Annotated in this window: 2 protein-coding genes; both read right to left on the reverse strand. The window is 39.7% G+C overall.

The window, feature by feature from the left end:
* Nucleotides 1–34 precede the first annotated feature (34 nt).
* Complete coding sequence (locus ESZ50_RS11405) at nucleotides 35–943, reverse strand: ATP-binding protein (protein ID WP_148624076.1); 909 nt, start codon at nucleotides 941–943, stop codon at nucleotides 35–37.
* Between the two features lie 9 nt (nucleotides 944–952).
* On the reverse strand, nucleotides 953–1778 hold an 826-nt coding region (locus ESZ50_RS11410; protein WP_148624078.1), incomplete at its 5' end, for a conserved phage C-terminal domain-containing protein.

Raw genomic sequence — 1778 nt, forward strand, 5'->3', positions numbered from 1 at the left:
ATTTTGACTGATCCATTTTTTACGCCTCCTTTCATCAAAACGCTTGAATACGTTTATCCTTCAAATTCTGAAAACTAAACGCTCTATCCCTGCTGACTCCTCTTAACAATCGGCTAACAGTCCTTGCCTCGTATGTGCGCCTCAATTCATCACTACTGTAGTTAGTCGTGATGATCGTTCTAGTTCTGGAGTCCATTAAGTCAGTCAACAACTCTTGCGAGAAATCCGTAACATTCTCACTGCCAACATCGTCCAAAACCAGCAAATCAACACTAGCCAATAATCGCAACATATTTTGCTGACTGTACTTTGCATCCCCACCGCCAAAACTATCCTTAATCAAACGGATAACTTGGGAATAGCTGGCATACATTGCTGAGTGCCCCGGAGTTTCGTTGTACTCTTTTAAAATACTCATAGCCAGATGACTCTTGCCTGTTCCTTGCTTACCGACTAGCGCTGTGTTTCCTTCTCCATCATTCAAATAAAACTCAACTGTTTTCTTAGCAAAATCAAAGGCTCGCCGTTCCTCGTTATCCTTAATTTGAAAATTATCAAATCTAGCCATCTTGATAGTTTTATCCAAGACAAGACTCTCTCTGCCTAAGAATGCCATTTTTTGCTTGTTAATTTGCTCCTGCTTGCGTTTTTCCGTCTCATCATAGGAAATATACACATAACTATTAGAACCTCCAGAGAGACCCAGAATAGGCTTATAACCGTTTATCATTTTTTGAGAGTTGTTTTCAAAAGCGTTTCGTTCAGTTTGATACTCAAATAACTTCGAGATGTTATTTTGCACTTGCTGATCTGTTAAACCATGTTTAGTAATAAATTCAGCAATCTCAGGATCAGATAATAGCTCAGCCTTCATGGCCTCAAAGTCTTTGATTACCTTTTGTCCGACCTTACTCTTTCTAATGCCTTCACTCATGTTTTCCATGACAGCCTCCTAAAACCCTAACTTAGCGCTAGAATACTCATCTCCGTATGTGTCGGGGATGTTCGATTTAGTCTGGTTCAGATAGCTTTCAAACTTGTTACCAAACAAAGTTTCAGGACGTAGATACTTATTCATATTCGCATCGTTAATCCACTCCGCTACCTTGGTATCAATAACAATCTTGAAATCATTTAAGGCAAAGCCTTCTGCAAGTCTTGCATGAACTAGCTTGGTAGATTTCTCAACAAATTTATACTGCTTACCCGCTATCTGATTTAGATAGGCGATTGGAATTTTTACCAAATAATTATCGGCCCTACCTTTTTTGACACTTTCCACCTGTTTTTCAGATAACCAGTCGGGAAACGCAACTGCGTTGCTCGACAATATATTCTCACTCTCTATATAAGTCTTACTCTCACTCTCTATCTGTTTCTTACTCTCTGTATTACTATTGTTCTTACTCTTACTGTCGTTACCGAGCGTTACATCTCCGTTACTATGTAACGCTTGACGTTCTCTGAAAGCTCGAACCCGTCTTGCTGAACTCGTTTCGGATCCAGTCATATCAGCACTCGCAACAAGAAATACATCATCATTATTTGGATGAGCAATCAAATTTTTAGCATCTAAATAGGCAATTAAAATCCGAACCGCTTCCGGATCTTCGTTCAGTTCTAGCGCTAGTTCTTCTGCAATATCTTGTCCGGCACCTTTAAAGTAGATATATCCGTCACTCTCGGCACTCAACACAAGCATTTCAAGGTAAATAATTGCCAACGTATCGCCAATACCCGGAGTGTTACGCATGATCTTGATATATGGATCATTGAAA

The sequence above is a fragment of the Weissella muntiaci genome (assembly GCF_008107635.1).
Taxonomy (GTDB): Bacteria; Bacillota; Bacilli; order Lactobacillales; family Lactobacillaceae; genus Weissella; species Weissella muntiaci.

Bases quoted from the DNA above. Each gene is read 5' to 3' on its own strand.
- ESZ50_RS11405 (WP_148624076.1), bottom strand. From the start codon at position 943: ATGGAAAACATGAGTGAAGGCATTAGAAAGAGTAAGGTCGGACAAAAG.